The following is a 13,523-nucleotide window of genomic DNA, read 5'->3' as shown; positions in this document are numbered from 1 at the left end:
GGGGAAGCTGATGACCAATCCGATCTACGCAATTGGAGATTTGCACGGCCGCGTGGATGAGTTCGAGCGCTCCTTGGCGCTGATCGAACGCGATGGCGGCCCCGATGCCGAGATCGTGTATCTGGGCGATTACGTTGATCGGGGCCCCGACAGCCGGGGCGTTCTGGATCGGCTGATCGCTGGTCGCGATGCGGGCAAGCGGTGGATCACTCTGCTGGGCAACCATGACCGGATGTTTTCATGGTTCCTCGAAGATGTCCCGCGTCACGATCCGCATATGTTGGTCGGGTATCATTGGCTGCACGAGCGGTTGGGTGGTGTCGAAACACTACAAAGCTATGGCGTGTTCTTCGATCAGCAGACACGGCTCGAGGATCTGCATGCAACAGCGCGGGGTGCGGTTCCCGATGCGCATCGGATATTTCTGCAAGGGCTCATCGCCATGCATCAAACGCGCGAGATTGCTTTTGTCCATGCGGGCATTCGGCCCGGTATTCCCCTGAGCGAACAACGGCAAAATGATCTGGTCTGGATCAGGCAAACCTTTCACAACCACCGAGGTCCGCATCCGAAACTGATCGTCCATGGGCATACGCCGGTGGATCAATCAACGCATTACGGCAATCGCATCAACCTGGATAGCGGCGCAGGGTATGGCCGCCCGGTTGGCGTTGCGGTGTTCGAAGGACAGGATTGCTGGTTGTTGACGGACAAGGGTCGCGTTGCGCTTTTGCCTTGAAGATCAGGTCTTGGTGAAAAGGTCTTTGCAGCGGTCACGCAGGATGTTCTTTTGCACCTTGCCCATTGTGTTGCGGGGGAGCTCGTCCAGCAAGATCAACTGGCGGGGATGTTTGAACCGGGCGAGCGCGTCCCGAACCGCACCCATGATGGCCTCGATATCTGGCGTGTGACCGGGGGTAGGGACCAGAATGCCAACCGGGGTTTCTCCGAAATCCGGATGCGGGACGCCAATTACCGCGCTTTCCAGCACGCCGGGTTGTTCGTCCAGCAGCAGCTCGATCTCTTTGGGGTAGATATTATACCCGCCCGAGATGATCAGGTCTTTCTCGCGCCCGACGATATGGACATAGCCGTCCTCGTCGATCCGACCCAGATCGCCAGTGATGAAGAACCCGTCTCCACGCAGTTCTGCGGCGGTTTTGTCGGGCATTTGCCAGTAGCCCTGAAACACATTGGGACCGCGCACCTCGATGATGCCGATCTCACCATCTGCTAGGGTTTGACCTGTTTTGGAGTCTGTGACCTTCAGTTCAACATCCGGCAGGGGAAACCCGACCGTTCCCGCCCGGCGTTCGCCGTCATAGGGGTTAGAAGTGTTCATGTTCGTCTCGGTCATGCCATAGCGTTCCAGAATGCGATGACCTGTGCGGTCTTCAAATTGAACGTGGGTATCTGCCAGCAAAGGCGCTGAACCTGAGATGAACAGCCGCATATCCTGAGTCAGATCTTGGGCGAAGCGGTCGTCGCTTAGCAGGCGGGTGTAAAACGTCGGCACCCCCATCATCGCCGTTGCCTGTGGCATCAGGCGCAACATATCTTCCAGGTCGAACTTCGGCAGAAATATCATCGACCCGCCCGATGCGAGGACGACATTTGTCGCAACAAACAGTCCATGCGTGTGAAAGATCGGCAGCGCGTGCAACAGCACGTCATCATCTGTGAATCGCCATTCCTGCACAAGGGTCTCCGCGTTCGACAGCAGATTCGCCTGCGTCAGCATTGCCCCTTTCGAACGCCCCGTCGTGCCTGAAGTATATAGGAACGCAGCCAGATCATCTTCGGATCGGTGGGCCGGCTGAAAGGCCGGAAGCATCCCCAGAGCACGCCGCATAAGGCTGCCTGAACCGTCGGCGTTTAGCGTTTCAAGCCGGGCATTGTTCTTTTGCACGATCTCGGCAAGCCCTGCCTCGTTTGCCTCATCGCACACCACCAGTGAGGCTCCGCTGTTTTCGATGAAATAGCTTAGCTCTAGCGTCGTATAGCCCGTATTGAGAGGTAGAAAGATCAGCCCGGCTTGCGCGCAGGCGGCATAAAGCGCCAGTGCTTCGGCGGACTTCTCTACCTGCACAGCCACGCGATCACCCGGTTCCAGCTCAAGACCAGTCAGGGCGTTCGCCAGTCGGGCTGCCATGTCCAGAAACGCAGCATGGGTCAGTGTCTGACCATCGGCGAGATGCAGAAACGGCGTGTCCTTGCCCGCATGGATGCCAAACAAACGATCATAGAGCGGGTTGCCCATCCCGATATCCTTTCCATTCGACGCGGACATGTGCCGCAAATCTGTATTGGAAATGTCAGAGGGTAAAGCCCGGAATATCAGAATTCGGTGGTCATTCTGTAGCCAGCCGCGAAATACATCTTGGCAAACGTTACCGGCTGACCCTGCAGCCATGTGATACGCTCGGCAGTAAAAACGGGTTCACCCTCGGGAACGTCCAGAAAACCGGCCAAAGTGGTATCGGCGCGGCTGGCCAGAAAGGTCAACTCGACATTGGTGAACGGGACAGTTTGCACCAGCCAGTCATTGGGTCCGACGCTAGAGAAATCTGCCTGCGTGACCTGAGGTACGCTGTCTATCACGATCCAGCGGTCTTCGAACTGAAACGGCGAATTGCCGGAGAAATGCATGCATCGCACGTGCATCACACTTTGATCAGCACGTAGGGCCAACCGGGCCGCCAGCCAGTCTGGGGCGATCTGCGTTTCACATGACACAAGAGCGTAGCGATAGGTTCCGCCCGCCGCTTCGATTTCATCTCGGACCAGTGGAATTGTGAAGCGCGCCTGTCGCTGCGGTGCGCTAAGGACCCGGGTGCCTGCCTTTCGGCGCCGTTCAAGAAACCCTTCATCCGCCAGTTCCCGCAGTGCTCTGTTGACTGTGGTGCGGGTGCACGAAAACTCGACCGCTAATTCTTGCTCATTGGGAAGCAGAGCATCGGGCTGCAACTCGCCCGAGCGGATGCGGCGCAGGACGGTTTGCTTAATGTCTTTGTAGCTGGTTGTGTCGCTGGTTTGGGTCATATCAGATCAGATGTCTTCCAAAAGGTCATTCATCGCGGCACGATAATTGTTCAGGATCGCATCGCGGGCGATATGCCGCCCGCCGCGCACCTGATGTCGCCCGGCAGACCAAAGGTCGGTCACTGTTCCGTCAGGCGCGGCAAAGCTCAGGCCGTCAATCAATTGATCGTCGCGCAAAGTACACAGAGTGGGGTGACTTCGATCGATCGCAACCAGATCGGCCAGATGACCTATTGCGATCTCTCCGGCGTCGCGCCCCAGCGCCTGTGCGCCACCGCGGGCGGCTCCGGTATACAGCGTTTGACCTACCGAGCCTTCGCCACGTACCAGCACAGTGCGGGCCTTGTCGCGCAGACGTTGAGAATACTCCAGCGTACGCAATTCCTCGGGCAGTGAAATACGCACATTCGAGTCTGAACCGACACCAAAGACACCGCCCTGCTCGATGTAGACGGCACCATTGAAAATACCATCCCCCAGATTGGCCTCTGTGATCGGGCACAGACCGGCCACAGCCCCGGATCGGGCAAGAGCGCGGGTTTCATCGTCTGTCATATGAGTGGCATGGATCAGGCACCATCGTTCGTTCACATCCACGTTGCTCAGCAGCCAATCTACCGGTCGTTGACCCAGAGCGGCTTCTACATCCGTGACCTCCTTCTCTTGTTCAGAGATGTGGATGTGCACCGGGCCTCGCGGGGTAGCGTTCAGCACTTGCCGTAGGTCATCAGGCGAGGTCGCACGCAGAGAGTGCGGCGCGATGCCGATCTGGCTGTCTGCATAGGGCATTAGCGGCTTACAGTCCTCGACAAGCTGCAGGAACCTTTCCACATCATTGCCGAACCGCAATTGACCACCGGTCAGAGGCTCTTGCGCGACGCCGCCATAGGTGTAGAGCACCGGTAGATGTGTCAATCCAATCCCGGTTTGGCTGGCTGCCGAGAAGATGCGCTGACTCAGCTCAGACAACTTCGCATAAGGCGTGCCGCCGGGTTGGTGGTGGACGTAGTGGAATTCCCCGACCGCAGCATACCCGGCTTCCTGCATTTCCATATAGACCAATGCGGCAATGGACTCGATCTGTGCAGGAGTGAGGCGGTCCAGAAATCGGTACATCAAAGTACGCCAGGTCCAGAAGCTTTCGCGCCCTGCTACGCGCGTTTCGGTCATGCCCGCCATGGCGCGTTGAAAGGCATGGCTGTGCAGGTTCGCCAAAGCGGGCAGCAACACGTCGACCCGAGTGTCTTCGGGTTTTGGCTCGGTCCCTGATTTCAGCGCAGCGATCCGACCGTCTTCGATTTCGACTCGTAGGTTGTGCACCCACTCAGAGCCTAACAGGGCCGTTTTAGCATGAACCGTCATCGTAATTCCATTTTGTGTAGACTTTATATTTTTAGCCGTATACGAAAAAATCAAGCGCAGGGGGAGCCCAAAAGAATCGCCATGACGAAAAAAACTGTTCTTCGTAGCAAACATGTAGCCACCATGGGGGGCGACCAACCCTATGGGATGATCGAGGATGGTGCGATTGCCATCGATGGGTCGGAAATCGTTTGGGTTGGCGCTCGGTCGGCAATGCCGCCGTCATATGCCGAGTGGCCGCTAAACGACTATGGTGACCGCTTGATCACGCCTGCTCTGATTGATGCTCATACTCATGTTGTGTTTGGCGGCAACCGCGCGGTTGAGTTCGAAATGCGCCTGAAGGGCGCGACCTACGAAGAAATTGCCCGCGCGGGTGGAGGCATCCTGTCGACCGTAAACGGCACGCGGGCAGCAACAGAAGAAGAGCTGCTTGCAGGCGCGCTTTCGCGCGTGGACGCATTGCTGGCCGAAGGTGTGTCCTGCATCGAGGTGAAGTCGGGTTATGGGCTCGATACCGAAACCGAACTGCGTATGTTGCGCGCGGCGCGCCGAATTGCGCGGGAGCGCCCTATTCGGGTCAACACCAGTTTTCTTGGCGCACATGCCGTTCCGCCAGAATATGCGGGTCGGGATGACGCCTATATTGACGAGGTCTGCATTCCGACACTGCGCGCGGCCCATACCGAAGGGCTGGTGGACGCAGTGGATGGGTTCTGCGAAGGCATTGCATTTGATCCCACACAGATCGAACGGGTTTTTGTTGTCGCGCAAGAGCTTGGCCTACCGGTGAAGCTGCATGCTGAGCAACTTTCAAATCTAGGTGGGGCTAAGCTGGCGGCAGCTTACGGAGCGCTATCCGCTGATCATATCGAATATCTGGACGCCGAAGGTGTTGCCGCCATGGCCAGGGCCGGAACGGTCGCGGTCTTGCTGCCCGGCGCGTTTTATACGCTGCATGAAACGCAAGCTCCGCCGATTGAATTGTTGCGCCAGAAGAATGTTCCCATGGCACTAGCGACCGATTGCAATCCGGGGTCCTCACCCCTGACTTCTCTGCTGCTAACAATGAACATGGGGTGCACTTTGTTTCGCATGACGCCTGAAGAAGCATTGGCAGGTGTTACCCACGTCGCGGCCCGCGCTTTGGGTCTGGATGATACCGGCGTGATCGCGCCCGGATTGCGCGCTGATCTGGCCGTCTGGGATGCCACTCATCCTGCAGAACTGTCCTATCGCATCGGTTTCAACCCTCTGCATAAACGTATTTTTGGAGGTCTGGAATGACACCTCTGTTGCTTGTCCCTGGTCAGGTTTCGCTGGATCAGCTTGCCCAGATCTACTGGACCGAAGCCGCCATTTCGCTGGACGCCGCCTGCCGACCCAAGGTTGAGGTCGCTGCTGCCCGCATTGCGCAGGCTGCCGAAGGGACCGAGCCCGTCTATGGCGTCAACACCGGCTTTGGCAAACTGGCGAGTCACAAGATTGCGGCCAAAGATACCTCAACCCTGCAGCGCAACCTGATCCTCAGCCATTGTTGCGGGGTGGGTCCGGCAGTGCCGCGTCGTCTGGCGCGGCTGATGATGTCACTGAAGTTGCTGTCATTCGGCCGAGGTGCTTCGGGTGTCCGCTGGGAACTTGTCGAATTGCTGCAACAGATGCTGGCGTGTGGTGTGACACCTGTGATCCCGGCACAGGGTTCGGTCGGCGCGTCTGGCGATCTTGCGCCACTGGCCCATATGACCGCTGTGGTGATCGGTGAGGGCGAGGCAAAGGTGAACGGTGTTGTTATGCCGGGTGCAGAGGCTCTGAAAACAGCTGGGCTAGAGCCGATTCAACTTGGTCCAAAGGAGGGCCTTGCGTTCATCAACGGGACGCAGTTTTCGACTGCCTTTGCTCTGGCCGGATTGTTCGAAGGTTGGCGTTCAGCACAAAATGCGCTGGTGATTTCGGCGGCTTCAACTGATGCGATCATGGGATCCACCGCCCCTCTGCAACCCGAGATTCACGCGTTGCGCGGGCATCGTGGGCAGATCGAAGCGGCGGCGGCGATGCGGGCCACTCTGGAGGGCTCTGAGATCCGCGAAAGTCACCGTGATGGGGATACGCGAGTGCAGGATCCATATTGCATCCGCTGCCAACCACAGGTGACCGGCGCAGCGATGGATGTGATCCGGCAGGCGTCCGCAACTCTTGTAACTGAGGCCAACGCGGCCACTGATAATCCGCTGGTTCTGACCGATCCGGATGCAATTGTTTCGGGCGGGAATTTCCACGCCGAGCCGGTAGGCTTTGCCGCCGATATGATTGCTTTGGCCCTGTCAGAGATCGGGGCGATCGCACAGCGTCGGATCGCATTAATGGTCGACCCGGCGCTTAGCTTTGATCTGCCGCCCTTCCTGACGCCCGAGCCGGGGCTGAACTCGGGTCTGATGATCGCCGAGGTCACGACGGCTGCGTTGATGAGCGAGAACAAACATCTGGCCAACCCATGTGTGACCGACAGCACACCTACATCGGCCAATCAGGAAGACCACGTCTCGATGGCGGCGCACGGGGCGCGGCGTTTAGGCCGGATGGTTGATAATTTGAACTATATTCTGGGGATCGAACTGCTCTGCGCCGCGCAAGGCATCGAATTCCGCGCACCTCTTGCGACCAGCAAAGCGCTGACCAGCGTGGTTGGGCGTTTGCGCAACGATATCCCGTCGCTAGGCGATGATCGCTATCTGGCGCCCGAATTGGAAACCGCGAAGTCCCTAGTCGAAAGCGGAACTATTCTGCAGGCAGCTGCAATGCCCATGCCGGAGCTGTCGTGATGCAGGTTTTCAGTGTTCAGCGTGGCGATGGGCCCATCGTGCTGGGGCAGCCGCATGGCGGCACGTATGTGCCCGACGACATTGCCGAGCGACTGAATGCGAATGGGCAGGTTCTGGCGGATACGGATTGGCATATCAATCAGCTCTACGATGAGCTCTTGGCCAATGCGACAGTCGTGCAATCCCATATCCACCGCTATGTCATTGACGCTAATCGAGACCCTGCGGGTGTATCATTGTATCCTGGGCAGAACACAACAACTCTGGTGCCGTTGACCGATTTTGACGGTCAGCCGATCTGGGCCGAGGGGCAGGAGCCCTCAGTCGATGAGATCGAGGTACGTCGAACCGCCTACCACGCGCCCTATCACAACGCGCTTGAGCAAGAGCTTGAAAGGGTGCGGGCAATACACGGTGTTGCGATCCTGTTTGACTGCCACTCGATCCGAAGCAAGATTCCGTTCCTCTTTGAAGGCATCCTGCCAGATATGAACATCGGCACCGATGGTGGCGCGACCTGTGCCCCCGGCATTGAGGCCGCGGCCTATGAATTTTCGCATTCCTCCCCTTACAGCACCGTCCTGAACGGGCGATTCCGAGGGGGTTGGACGACCCGCCACTACGGCCGTCCTGATGAAGGCCAACACGCGATCCAGATGGAGCTGGCGCAATCTACCTATCTGTCCGCCGAAACCCCTCCGTGGGCGTTTGACGAGGCGAAAGCCAAGCGCCTGCGTCGCTGGTTGGTGGATATTCTCGACGCCATCCAAGACACTGCATTGGAGCTTTGACATGACCGATCCTCGCAAGAATACCCGCGATATCTATCCGCCCACCGGCCCCGAACTGAACGCAAAAAGCTGGGTGACCGAGGCGCCCTTGCGGATGATGATGAACAACCTGCACCCGGACGTGGCCGAAAACCCGCACGAACTGGTGGTTTATGGCGGCATCGGTCGCGCGGCGCGGACATGGAACGATTTCGACCGGATCGTCGCAGGGCTGAAAGATCTGGAAGAGGATGAAACCCTGATCGTCCAGTCGGGCAAACCGGTGGCGATCATCCGCACCCATAAGGATGCGCCTCGGGTTCTGATCGCCAACTCAAACATCGTGCCTCATTGGGCCAATTGGGATCACTTCAACGAGCTCGATAAGAAGGGGCTGATGATGTACGGCCAGATGACGGCCGGTTCGTGGATCTATATCGGTACGCAGGGCATCGTACAGGGCACCTATGAAACCTTTGCCGAGGCTGGGCGTCAGCACTATGGCGGCGACTTGACTGGCAAATGGATTCTGACCGGCGGTCTGGGCGGCATGGGTGGCGCACAGCCTCTGGCGGCAGTGTTCGCCGGGGCCAGTTGTTTGGCGGTCGAGTGCAATCCGGATTCTATCGACTTCCGCCTGCGCACCAAGTATCTGGACGAAAAAGCCGAGACTCTCGATGAAGCGCTTGAGATGATCGACAGCTGGACCAAGGCGGGCGAGGCGAAATCTGTGGGTCTGCTAGGCAATGCGGCTGAGGTGTTCCCCGAAATTTATGCGCGGATGCAGGCCGGTGGCATGCGCCCCGATATCGTCACTGACCAAACCAGCGCCCATGACCCGATCAATGGGTATCTGCCGATTGGCTGGAGCATGGCGCAGTGGAAGGACAAGCGCGAAACTGATCCTAAAGCGGTTGAAAAGGCCGCCCGTGCCTCGATGAAACAGCATGTCGCTGCAATGGTCGATTTCTGGAACGCGGGCGTTCCGACGCTGGATTACGGCAACAACATCCGTCAGGTGGCGCAGGATGAAGGCTTGGAGAATGCCTTTGCCTTCCCCGGCTTTGTGCCCGCCTATATCCGGCCGCTGTTCTGCAAGGGCATCGGCCCGTTCCGCTGGTGTGCATTGTCGGGTGACCCCGAGGATATCTACAAGACCGACGCCAAGATGAAGGAGCTGTTCCCTGAGAACGAGCATCTGCATCGTTGGCTGGATATGGCGCAGGAACGCATTGCGTTTCAGGGTCTGCCCGCACGTATATGCTGGATCGGCCTTGGAGATCGCCACCGCGCGGGGTTGGCCTTCAACGAAATGGTTGCCAATGGCGAGTTGAAAGCGCCTGTTGTCATTGGGCGTGATCATTTGGACTCGGGCTCGGTCGCCAGCCCGAACCGCGAGACCGAGGCGATGCTGGACGGCTCGGACGCAGTATCGGATTGGCCGCTGTTGAACGCTCTGATCAATACGGCCAGCGGTGCGACCTGGGTCTCGCTGCATCATGGCGGCGGCGTGGGCATGGGCTTTAGTCAGCACGCGGGTGTTGTGATCTGCGCCGATGGGACCGATGATGCCGCGCGGCGATTGGAGCGCGTTCTGTGGAACGACCCTGCCTCGGGGGTCTGGCGTCACGCAGATGCGGGGTATGAGATCGCGAAAGACTGCGCTCGCGAACATGGGCTGCGCCTGCCGGGTATTCTGGGTTAGATCAATCTGCCTCTGGTGAAAATGCTGCACCTGCGATATCCCGCAGGTGCGCTAATCGGAGGCCTGACATGTATGTAGCTACTCTGCTGACCAACCCTGCGGCCCCTTCTTTAGAGGCGACGCTGGTTGAGTCGTTGCGGAATGCATGGGGCGGGGGTGATGCGAACTGGCTGAGCCTCGATGAGGCGGCCGAGTTTTCCCTGCCAGAAATTCCCGACAATCGCTGGGACGTTTGGGGCGAGTTGCAAGAGATGGGCGTGGACCTGGTCGTGCAAAAAGCTGACGGTCGCCGGAAAAAGATGCTGCTGGCCGATATGGACAGCACTATGATCCAACAGGAATGCATCGATGAACTGGCGGATGAGGCTGGTGTCGGTGATCGGGTCAAGGACATCACCGCGCGCGCAATGAACGGCGAGCTGGATTTCGAAGGTGCGCTGACTGAGCGTGTGGGCTTATTGAAAGGGCTGGATGAAAGCGTGATCGGCAAGGTTCTGGATGAACGGATCACATTGATGCCCGGTGGTAAGGTGCTACTTGCCACGATGCGCGCGAATGGGGCCTATGCAGCGCTGGTGTCGGGTGGGTTCACGGCTTTTACGGCTAAGGTCGCCGAAGCGCTTGGGTTTGATGAGAACCGGGCGAATACATTGCTGGCTGAGGATGGCAAGCTTACCGGCGACGTGAAGCGGCCCATTCTTGGGCGACAGGCCAAAATAGAGGCATTGGAGCAGATCACAACACGCCTAGGTATCTCCGAGGTTGACGTGATTGCCGTTGGCGATGGAGCGAATGATCTGGGAATGTTGGGTCGGGCGGGGACGGGTGTCGCGTTGCACGCCAAGCCTTCGGTCGCTGCCGAATGTGATGTCCGCATAAATCACGGCGATCTGACAGCGTTGTTGTATCTGCAGGGCTATGGCAGGTCAGAATTTCAAGGCCTCTAAGGGGCTTCCTTTAATTTAACTATTGTGTTAAATAAAGCCATGAATACGCTTCTGGTCACATTCTCCGCTTTGTCTGATGCCACTCGGTTCTCGATTGTCGAGCAACTGATGGACGAAGGCGAACTGCCCGTCGGTAATTTGATAGAAGGCAAGGGCATGTCAGGGGCCGCGATCTCGCGCCATTTGAAGGTTTTGCGCGAGGCCGGGTTGGTGCAGCAGCGGGTACACGGCACGCAACGGATGTACTCGGTGCAGCCCGAGGGTCTGCGCGCGATAGCCGAATGGACGATTTCGAAACGACATTTCTGGGAAAGCAGCCTCGACCGTTTGGAAGAGCTTATTGAAAGGGAAAATTCATGGCCGACCTGAAACTGGAACGAGATTTTCCCGTTAGTCCCGAGGTCCTGTTCGCATGGGTCAGCGATGGTGCGAAGCTTCTGCAGTGGTGGGGGCCCGAAGGGTTGCATGTACCGGAACATGATCTCGACTTTTCGCGCATTGGTCCGTGGTATTCGGTTATGCAGAATGGCGAGGGTCAGCAGTTCAAAGTCTCGGGTCACGTTACCCATATCGATCGACCAAAATCTGTTGGATTTACGTGGGCTTGGCATGACGATCAGGACCAGCGCGGTGCGGAAAGCCATGTGACCTTTTCGGTTACCGCGACCAACAGCGGATCACGGCTGGTGGTTGATCACCGTGAACTTGTCGATGCCGAGTCGGCCACGAACCACAACGAAGGCTGGACATCGTCGCTGCGCAAACTCGAAGCACTTTGCAAATAGGTTTTCATCAGGGAGGAGCGATATGCCCCAATATTTGTTTGTTTATCACGGGGGTCACACCCCAACCGATCCCGCCGAGATCGAGGCGACCATGGCCGCTTGGGGCGCTTGGTTTCAGGAAATCGGCGGCTCATTAGAGATTCCGGGAAATCCTGTAGGCCAGTCCTACACGGTCAGCAGTGGTGGGATCGAAGACAATGGTGGTGCAAACCCGGCCTCGGGTTTCACGGTGGTCAAGGCTGATAGCATTGACGCCGCAACCGAGATGGCCAAGGGCTGCCCGATGGTTGTGAACGGCTCGGGTTCGGTTGAGGTGGCCGAGGTCCACGAGATCGAGATGTAATCCTCAGCCGGGGAAGCCCGGTGCAGGTTTGATAGCGCCGCATTCCAGCCCACGACGGCTATACTGTGTGGCATTCATGAATTTGCGAGTGGCCGGGTGATCGGCCTCTAGCACACCTAAATGCACTAGAATCGCGGCAATGGCGCATTCGCTGGCGCGGGTAGTGCCGTCAGTGATTTTAAGCGCAACGCCCATGCGCTTTTCAGGGATGATGGCAACAAAGACGGCCTCGGCCCCTGTCTTGATTGCAACGCGCCCGTTCATCGCTCGCATCAACTCGGTACAAGCGCGAGTTTCACCTGCGACAAGTTCGGGATGTTTCACCATCGCTTCTGTGAGCTGCACCGCTGCTTCGCTGGAGCGGTCCGAACGGTCTGCGGCAGAGGCAAACCAAGCCATTGATCGCGCAAGCCCTACCAGTGATGTCGCAAAATTTGGGGCGGAGCACCCGTCGATTCCGTAGGTGGGACTGGTTTCGCTTGTGGTTTCTTCGATGGCAGACAGGCAGGCCTGCTGAACTGGATGGTCGATTTCCAAGTATTCCGGCCCGGCCCCCATATGCTGCATCAAAGTCAGGAAACCGCAATGCTTGCCTGAGCAATTGTTGTGAATCTGGCAGGGTGTATCGTCCGCAAGAATCAACCCGTCGCGGGCCGCCATGTCGGCAGGTTCCTGTGGGCCGCAGCGCAGATCGGGCTCGGACAGACCGAGATGATCGAGCCATGCGGACACGCGGTCAGTATGGATATGCGCCCCGTTATGTGAAGCACAGGCCAAGGCCAGATGTTCGCTGTTCAAACCGTATTTTGCAGCTGCTCCCGAGGTGATCAGCGGCAGGGCCTGGATCATTTTGGCCGAGGAACGGGGATAGATCACCGCGTTTGGATCACCCCAGCTGCGCACGATCTGACCACTATCGTCACAGATCACTGCATGGCCCATATGCAGGCTTTCCAACAGTGACCCGCGCCAGAGTTCTGTCATCGGTACGGCTTGTGTCATGTCCACCCCATCAATCATGCGCAAAAATCTGCCAATCGCTCTTTCGCCTGTGGCGAAACCTGCGTTAGTGTGTGTATGTCGACAATCATCGGAATACGCAACTGAACAGACGAACCGGCAGAGTTCGCACGTATTTCCGATGGGTATGAGGTAATAGGTCGGGCTAGGAGGCTGAACCGATGGGATTAAAGCTCGTCCGCGTGATCGCGGGCCTGTGCATGGCAGGAATGGCGACAACGGCAATTGCGCAGCAGGCGACCAGTACCAATCGCGTCGCTGCAAAAACGGACTGGAGCGTGTTTGTCGAGGACGACCCAACCGAATGCTGGAGCGTATCTGCCCCGAAAGAGACCGTGAACACACGCGGTGGCCGGGTCGTTTCCGTTCGGCGCAGCGATATCCTGCTGTTTGTGTTCTATCGCCCGAATGCCGAGGTTAAAGGGCAGGTGACCTTTACCGGCGGCTATCCGTTTGCGTCTGGTTCTACTGTCAATCTGGTTGTCGATGGCAGCGAGTTCGAGCTGTTCACCGATGGTGAGTGGGCATGGCCTGCGACCGCCTCGGACGATGCCAAGATCGTCACAGCGATGAAGCGCGGAAGTGAGGCGGTGCTGACCGCCCGTTCGGAACGTGGTACGCAGACCAAGGACACCTTCTCGTTGCTGGGCTTTACGGCCGCGATTGAAGACGCGGAAACGCGCTGTACGAACTAAGCCACAAGCAGATCAAATTCCGAAACCCCGCTTTC

14 protein-coding genes are annotated in these 13,523 nt (G+C 58.0%); 10 read left to right on the top strand and 4 right to left on the bottom strand.

Features of this window, described 5'->3' with window-relative positions; all coding sequences use genetic code 11:
* The first annotated feature begins 10 nt into the window (after positions 1-10).
* Positions 11-739 (top strand): metallophosphoesterase family protein, encoded by a 729-nt coding sequence (locus ACR0BI_RS09120; protein WP_170425965.1) that lies wholly within the window; start codon positions 11-13, stop codon positions 737-739.
* 3 nt (positions 740-742) lie between these two features.
* Here the strand turns inward: ACR0BI_RS09120 and ACR0BI_RS09115 are convergent, their stop codons facing one another.
* From ACR0BI_RS09115 to ACR0BI_RS09105, 3 genes are all read right to left on the bottom strand, one after another.
* The gene (locus ACR0BI_RS09115) at positions 743-2,260 is read right to left on the bottom strand and encodes a malonate--CoA ligase (RefSeq protein ID WP_480562322.1); all 1,518 of its coding nucleotides are present in this window, start codon (positions 2,258-2,260) and stop codon (positions 743-745) included.
* A 77-nt stretch (positions 2,261-2,337) separates the two neighbouring features.
* Positions 2,338-3,042, bottom strand: a complete 705-nt coding sequence (locus ACR0BI_RS09110) for a GntR family transcriptional regulator (protein WP_170399103.1) — start codon at positions 3,040-3,042, stop codon at positions 2,338-2,340.
* A gap of 6 nt (positions 3,043-3,048) precedes the next feature.
* Positions 3,049-4,404 carry a formimidoylglutamate deiminase gene (locus ACR0BI_RS09105; protein WP_480562271.1) on the bottom strand — a complete coding sequence of 452 codons (1,356 nt, stop codon included), beginning with the start codon at positions 4,402-4,404 and terminating at the stop codon, positions 3,049-3,051.
* 81 nt (positions 4,405-4,485) lie between these two features.
* Here ACR0BI_RS09105 and hutI point away from each other — a divergent pair, with 81 nt between their 5' ends.
* The 8 genes from hutI to ACR0BI_RS09065 all read left to right on the top strand — a co-directional run bounded on the left by hutI (position 4,486) and on the right by ACR0BI_RS09065 (position 11,773).
* A complete protein-coding gene (gene hutI, locus ACR0BI_RS09100; RefSeq protein ID WP_480562272.1) occupies positions 4,486-5,691 on the top strand; it encodes an imidazolonepropionase in 1,206 nt (401 codons plus the stop codon).
* A complete protein-coding gene (gene hutH / locus ACR0BI_RS09095) occupies positions 5,688-7,223 on the top strand; it encodes a histidine ammonia-lyase (RefSeq protein ID WP_480562273.1) in 1,536 nt (511 codons plus the stop codon). The genes hutI and hutH overlap by 4 nt, the downstream gene beginning before the upstream one ends.
* A complete protein-coding gene (gene hutG / locus ACR0BI_RS09090) occupies positions 7,223-8,014 on the top strand; it encodes an N-formylglutamate deformylase (RefSeq protein ID WP_480562274.1) in 792 nt (263 codons plus the stop codon). Before hutH ends, hutG begins: the two co-directional genes overlap by 1 nt.
* 1 nt (position 8,015) lies before the next feature.
* Entirely contained in the window at positions 8,016-9,698 is a 1,683-nt protein-coding gene (gene hutU / locus ACR0BI_RS09085) for a urocanate hydratase (protein WP_170562213.1), read from the top strand.
* Positions 9,699-9,766: 68 nt separating this feature from the next.
* Positions 9,767-10,645: a phosphoserine phosphatase SerB gene (gene serB / locus ACR0BI_RS09080; protein ID WP_480562275.1), complete on the top strand. Its 879-nt coding sequence runs from the start codon at positions 9,767-9,769 to the stop codon at positions 10,643-10,645.
* 39 nt (positions 10,646-10,684) lie between these two features.
* Positions 10,685-11,014, top strand: coding sequence for a metalloregulator ArsR/SmtB family transcription factor (locus ACR0BI_RS09075; protein WP_170399088.1), 330 nt, complete (start codon positions 10,685-10,687; stop codon positions 11,012-11,014).
* Positions 11,002-11,430, top strand: a complete 429-nt coding sequence (locus ACR0BI_RS09070) for an SRPBCC family protein (protein WP_170399086.1) — start codon at positions 11,002-11,004, stop codon at positions 11,428-11,430. Before ACR0BI_RS09075 ends, ACR0BI_RS09070 begins: the two co-directional genes overlap by 13 nt.
* 22 nt (positions 11,431-11,452) lie before the next feature.
* Positions 11,453-11,773: a YciI family protein gene (locus ACR0BI_RS09065; RefSeq protein WP_170399083.1), complete on the top strand. Its 321-nt coding sequence runs from the start codon at positions 11,453-11,455 to the stop codon at positions 11,771-11,773.
* Between the two features lie 3 nt (positions 11,774-11,776).
* Here the strand turns inward: ACR0BI_RS09065 and ACR0BI_RS09060 are convergent, their stop codons facing one another.
* On the bottom strand, positions 11,777-12,775 hold the full coding sequence (locus tag ACR0BI_RS09060; protein ID WP_480562276.1) for an asparaginase: 999 nt from the start codon (positions 12,773-12,775) through the stop codon (positions 11,777-11,779).
* A 179-nt stretch (positions 12,776-12,954) separates the two neighbouring features.
* On the opposite strand from ACR0BI_RS09060, the gene ACR0BI_RS09055 reads away from it, so the two are divergent.
* Positions 12,955-13,488, top strand: a complete 534-nt coding sequence (locus ACR0BI_RS09055) for an invasion associated locus B family protein (RefSeq protein ID WP_170399079.1) — start codon at positions 12,955-12,957, stop codon at positions 13,486-13,488.
* Positions 13,489-13,523: the final 35 nt, after the last annotated feature.

This window comes from Ruegeria sp. E5, assembly GCF_056534105.1.
The sequence above is the reverse complement of the archived record's forward strand: the minus strand, read 5'-3'. Positions and strand labels throughout refer to the sequence as shown.